This is a genomic window from Candidatus Thioglobus sp. (assembly GCA_028228555.1).
Lineage (GTDB): Bacteria > Pseudomonadota > Gammaproteobacteria > PS1 > Pseudothioglobaceae > Thioglobus_A.
On record JAOJBP010000002.1, the window covers coordinates 180,773 to 187,068 of the forward strand.

Annotated in this window: 4 protein-coding genes; 2 read left to right on the forward strand and 2 right to left on the reverse strand. The window is 38.3% G+C overall.

The features are described from left to right. Nucleotides 1–5: 5 nt before the first annotated feature. A complete protein-coding gene (gene lipB / locus N9Y32_02615; GenBank protein ID MDB2589904.1) occupies nt 6–617 on the forward strand; it encodes a lipoyl(octanoyl) transferase LipB in 612 nt (203 codons plus the stop codon). Further along, nucleotides 607–1,572, forward strand: a complete 966-nt coding sequence (gene lipA, locus N9Y32_02620) for a lipoyl synthase (GenBank protein ID MDB2589905.1) — start codon at nt 607–609, stop codon at nt 1,570–1,572. The genes lipB and lipA overlap by 11 nt, the downstream gene beginning before the upstream one ends. A gap of 94 nt (nt 1,573–1,666) precedes the next feature. Here lipA and N9Y32_02625 read toward each other — a convergent pair whose 3' ends face one another. Next, complete coding sequence (locus tag N9Y32_02625) at nt 1,667–5,110, reverse strand: efflux RND transporter permease subunit (protein MDB2589906.1); 3,444 nt, start codon at nt 5,108–5,110, stop codon at nt 1,667–1,669. A gap of 10 nt (nt 5,111–5,120) precedes the next feature. Continuing rightward, entirely contained in the window at nt 5,121–6,269 is a 1,149-nt protein-coding gene (locus tag N9Y32_02630) for an efflux RND transporter periplasmic adaptor subunit (protein ID MDB2589907.1), read from the reverse strand. Between the last annotated feature and the right edge of the window lie 27 nt (nt 6,270–6,296).

Here is a 6,296-nt window from a genome sequence, read left to right on the forward strand (position 1 = left end):
CTTGTATGCGGATTGTTGAGCTAGGTCATCAGGAGTACTTGCCAACTTGGCAGGCAATGAAAGTTTTTACGGATGCACGTTCCCCTGACACCGAAGATGAATTGTGGATTGTTGAACACCCTAGTGTCTTCACCCAAGGTATTGCAGGAAAGCCAGAGCATGAACTTAATATTAGCCTCATTCCAATTGTAAAAACTGATCGTGGCGGTCAAATTACGTATCATGGGCCAGGACAGCTAATTATTTATTGTTTGATTGATTTAAAGCGCCTAGGTATTGGAGTTAAAAAAATAGTTTCGATGATTGAAAACTCTATTATTGACTTGTTAAACTTGTATAACATTAAAGCGCACCTTGAAAAAGATGCACCCGGTGTTTATGTAGATCATGCAAAAGTTGCAGCCTTAGGGTTAAAAGTTAAGCAAGGTAGAACCTATCATGGGCTAAGTTTGAATGTTGATATGGATCTAACTCCATTTGATCAAATTAACCCTTGTGGATATCAAGGATTGAAAGTAACACAGGTGAAAGACTTAGCGGATAATAAGGTTAGTTTTTCAAAGCTTTCTAAGCAACTTTCACAACTACTTATACAACATATTACCAGTGCCAAATAATCATTTATCAGAACAAGAAATTGATATTAAACACCTGAAAGGTGAGTCAAAGGTATCACGCCTTAGGATCAAGCCTGATTCACAGCGCGCACCCATTCGTAAGCCTAGCTGGATTCGTATTAAGCATCCCAGTGGATCAAAGGTAGCAAAATTAAAAACTACATTAAGAAGTCAGCGATTATTTACCGTGTGTGAAGAAGCGCAATGCCCTAATCTTGGTGAATGCTTTAATCATGGCACTGCGACCTTTATGATCATGGGTCAAATTTGTACGCGTCGCTGCCCTTTTTGCGATGTTGCACATGGCAAGCCTAAAGTGCTTGATGCTGATGAACCTCAACATTTGGCTGAAACGATTGAAAAAATGCAGCTTAAGTATGTGGTCATTACTTCTGTTGATCGCGACGATTTACGTGATGGTGGTGCGAATCATTTTAAAGAGTGCATTGATGCGGTTAGACAATGCACACCTAATGTAAAAATTGAAATTTTAACACCTGATTTTAGAGGCCGTGTTGAACAGGCACTCGAAGTGTTTAAATCTTGCCCTCCTGACGTGTTTAACCACAATCTTGAAACTGTGCCAAGCTTGTATCCTAAAGTACGACCAGGGGCAAGTTATGAGTACTCACTTGAATTATTGAAAGCTTTTAAGGCTCAACATCCTCAAGTTACTACAAAATCAGGATTAATGTTGGGTGTTGGTGAGACTGAGAAGCAAGTTATTGATGTATTAAAAGACTTGCGAGCACATCACGTTGATATGCTTACTTTGGGGCAGTATCTTCAGCCTAGCAAGCATCATTTAGCGGTAGAAGCTTATATTCATCCAGACCAATTTGAAAAATACAAGGTTATTGCTACAGAGCTTGGTTTTTCACAAGTTGCCAGTGGGCCTATGGTCAGATCTTCTTATCATGCGGATCTGCAAGCTGCAGGAGAATCCATTAGTTAACAACATATTAATCTAAATATTAAGCAAAAAAAAATACCGACATAAAGTCGGTATTTTTTTGTTTCTACCACCCTACTCGGGTGTTTTCAATCACTTACAAATCGTTTTTATCTTCCTTTTTAAGAAGGCCATTTGTATCAATTTTTTCATCTTCAGATGTTTCATTAGGCTTATTGGCTTTTTTAGTTAAGACTGTTTTAATCCAGTTTTTAGGATCAGAACCTTGCTTATCAGATTTAGGCTTCGACTCTTTATGAACATTGTACTTAGCATCTGAATCAGCATCACCTGGCAGTAGCCCCATATTAACCGCAATATTGCGGCAAGACTCTTCACCTGCTGATAACGTTCCTAGTGGAATTACAACCAATGTCAGCACTGTAGAGACTAAAACACCAAACAATAATGAAATAGCCATACCTTGGAAGATAGGATCAGATAGTATTACACTAGAGCCACCGACTAATGCAAAAGCAGTAATCATAATTGGTCTAGTTCTTGATGCACATGAGTTAATCACCGCATCAAAAAATGGCGTTCCTTTGGCATATTCCTGAACAGTAAAATCAACTAATAGAATCGAGTTACGTACAATAATTCCGGCAAGTGCAATCCAGCCAATCATAGAGGTAGCTGTAAATTCAGCGCCTAATAACCAATGACCCGGCACAATACCCAATAAAGTTAACGGGATTGGCGCCATGATGATGGCTGGAATTATAAAGTTACCAAACTGCCATACAACAAGCATGTAAATAACCACAAGAGCAACCGCAAATGCTGTACCCATATCACGGAAAGTTTCATAAGTAACTGTCCACTCACCAGACCATTCAAATCCCGGTATGTTTTGATTCTTTGGCGGGCCTAAATATTCACCTTGTAGTTGAGTACCATCAAGTGTTTGATATTTAAGTAGTAAGTCATCAACTGCAAACATTGCATAAATTGGCGCACTTAAGCGTCCAATAGGTTCACCTAGTACGTATTCAACGTCTGATAAATCCTTATGATAAATTAGATCATCTTGTTTTTTGTAGCTAAACGATCCCAATTCAGAAATAGGAATCATACTGCCATTCTGTGCGGGCACAGGTAACTGTGTCAAATAAGAAAGTTGAGAGCGCTTTGTAAGTGGCACCTGAAGACAAATTCGTGAAGGCTCTAAAGCATTTTTCAAGCGAATTGTACCAACATTAAAACTAGTCATAGCCATTGCTAAAGTTTCTTTAACAGTCATAACGCTAACTCCAAATCTTGAAGCCTTGGCGGTATCAACTTGGAAATCTATGACAGGATATTCGTCACGCATTAAATTGTCAACATCTGCCATAGTGCCAGACTCGATAAACAACTCTGTTAAATCATTGGCCAATTTACGACGAGTTTCTTTATCGGGGCCATAAACTTCAGCAACTACTGGTCTTAAAACTGGAGGGCCTGGTGGCATCTCAACTACTGCATAATCTGCGCCAGCCTCTTCTGCAATTTCTTTTAGTAAGTCACGCGCTTCTAATGCAATTTCATGGCTTGAGCGAGGGCGATCTGCCTTTTCAGCTAGTTGAATTTGTAACTCACCAACTGAAGAAGATTGACGTAAGTAAGAGTGCCTAACTAAACCGTTAAAATCAAATGGTTTAGCGGTACCTGCATATGATTGAATATCGATAACTTCTTCTACATTTCGAAGCTTTTGCGCCATTAGATGTAGGGTTGAAGCAGTATCTGATAAAGAGGTTCCATCTGGCATATCAAGCATCACACCGAACTCTGACTTATTATCAAGTGGCAGCATTTTAACTGGCACGGCAGTTGTGTAAAACATAGACATGGCTAAAAAGAAAACCACTACTAAGCCAGCAAGAAAGCTCCAACCATATGCTGCGTTACTAAATAATTTTGAAATGATTGAATGGTAAAAAGCATACATGACTTTTGCTTCTTTCTCTTCTTTTGCATGCATCTTATGTAAGACATTCAGTGGTGGCACAAATTTCATAATGAAATATGGCGTAAAGACAAAGGCTGCAAATAACGAGAACATCATTGCTACAGATCCTAATACTGGAATTGGTGCCATATATGGGCCCATCATTCCACTTACTGCTGCCATTGGCACAAGTGCTGCAACCACTGTAAAGGTTGCTAAAATAGTAGGATTTCCCACCTCTCTTACTGCATCAATCGCAGTACCAATGCTAATTTTGTTGTCAATGAGCCAGCGTCTATAGATATTTTCAGTTACAACAATCGCATCATCTACTAAGATTCCTATTGAGAAGATTAGTGCAAATAAGCTCACTCTATCAATCGTCATACCCAAAATCCAGGCAGAGAATATAGTCATTAATAGAACCACCGGAATAACCAAGGTAACAACGATAGCTGGACGCACTCCTAATGCAAACCATACCAATAATGTAACCGCACCAGTTGCAATGAATAATTTTTTAATTAGAGAATTAACCTTATCTTTTGCTGATTTTCCGTAGTTTCTAGTAACAGAGACTTCAACATTATCTGGGATAAGTCGACCTTTTAATTCTTCTACTTTGGCTAGTATATTTTCTGCAACGGCAACACCATTAGATCCAAACTTCTTAGCAATAGCAATAGTAACAGCTTGTTCACCGGTAGCTTTCTTTCCGGTTTTATTAGCTTTACCAGTATAGTAGCTAACCATATGCTCAGTTTCTTCTGGCGCATAATAAACATCAGCAACATCTCTTATATAGATGGGCTTGCCATCATTAATAGCTACCACTAAGTTTTCTATATCTTCAACCTTGGTAAAGAAGTCACCCGCGTAGACTTCCATGTTATAACCATTTAGTTCAATATTACCAGTATGCTCGCGAACATTAGCATTACCTACTGTTCCTGCTATTTGTTGGATAGAAACACCATAACCCGCTAAACGCCCAGGATAAGCATCAATGTGAAAAATTTCTTTACGACCACCAACAATAAAGCCATTGTTAGTGTCTTTTACTTTCTCCAACTGTTGAATCAGCTCTAGACCCAAGGAGCGTAATTGGCCATCATCTAATGACTTTGACCATAAAGTTAAATTAATAATAGGGACGTCATCAATCTCTTTTGGTTTTATTAAAGGTTGCCTAGCACCGGGCGGCATAAAATCAAGATTTGCCAGCATCTTGTCACGAACCTTGATAATGGATGCGTTCATATCTTGACCCACATCAAACTCTACCGTGATAATACCTTGACCTTTGTCACTCACTGAGTAAACGTGCTTAACACCTAAAATTTGAGCCATTAAACGCTCTAATGGCTTAACTACAATATTAGAAACTTCCTCTGATGAGGCGCCTGGATATTCTACAAAAAGATCAATTAGAGGTACTGAAATTTGCGGATCTTCTTGACGGGGTGTTGAAATTAGACCGATAATACCGGCACCCAACATAGCAAAGAAAATAATAATAGATAAAGGTGAAGTAATAAAGGCTTTAGTTAGCTTTCCAGCAATACCTAGATCTATCTCATCGTTATTGTTTGTATTATGATTTGACATAAGTTATAAATTAAATATTCATTCCTGAAATCATCAAAATATTTGGATTTGTGACAATTTTTTCACCAATCTTTAAGCCCGATAAAATGCTTTTCTTATCGCTACCAACCTGCTCACCTAAGCGAACAAAGCGTAATTCGGTTTTATTAGTCAGCGGACTTATCACAAAAACACTCGGTAGTGATGAACGCCACATAATGGCTGCATCTGGAACAATAGGTGTTAGAATTCCTGAGTCTGTTTCAAAAATTTCTACTTCAGAATATGCACCAGGTAAAACTGGTACATTAGCAGGTAAATCAAGTTTCACCTTGACACTATGCTTGGCATTATCTGCAATTGGGTAGATTTGAGCTAATTTTGCATCAACAACAATATTTGCGATATCAAGTTTAACTCGATAATTTTTATTAAGCTTTAAGCTTCTAACCAGTCTTGAAGGGATGTTAACCTCTACTTGTAGATCTTTAATATTAGCAAACTTTAATAAGATTTGACCCGGCTGAACAACGTCACCTTCATTGATTGATTTAGCAACAATAACCCCATCAAATGGAGCACTAACATTTGCATCTTTAAGGCGTGATTCAATTTGCTTTAAGTTATTTTCTGCTTGAGTTAGTTTATTTTTAGCCTGTTGATAAGTAGTGTAGCGGGATGTTCTATTGGCAAATTTATCAAACTCAGGGTTACCTTGTCCGCTTATTTTTAACATAGGATCAGTAAACATTGAGAACATGCCTGGCACGCCACCCAACATTCCACCACTATTAGGAGAAACAATAGATTGCGAATATTGAACACCGGCATTTCTAAGAGCTTCGTTAGCTGAAGCAATTTCAGCATAAGCAGAATCACGCTGCGCTTTAATGGACTCTTGCTCCAGTGTTACTATGATAGTTCCTTTTTTAAACATGTCACCTTCACGGCCATTAACGCTTAAAACATCGCCAGACACTTGAGCTGATAAATTAACCTGGGAAGAAGACATCACAACACCACCTAAAAGCGCTCTCTTATCTAGAGACATTCCACTAACTGTTTCGATGTTATAAACCGAATCAAAGCTACTGGCATTTTGATTCATAATTTGTGCTTGCAAAGGGAGTGATAAAGTGAGTAAAACTGATGTAACTAAAGGTGTGATTGTAAAGCGCATAGTTAACCTATTTATTAGTGTAAATAT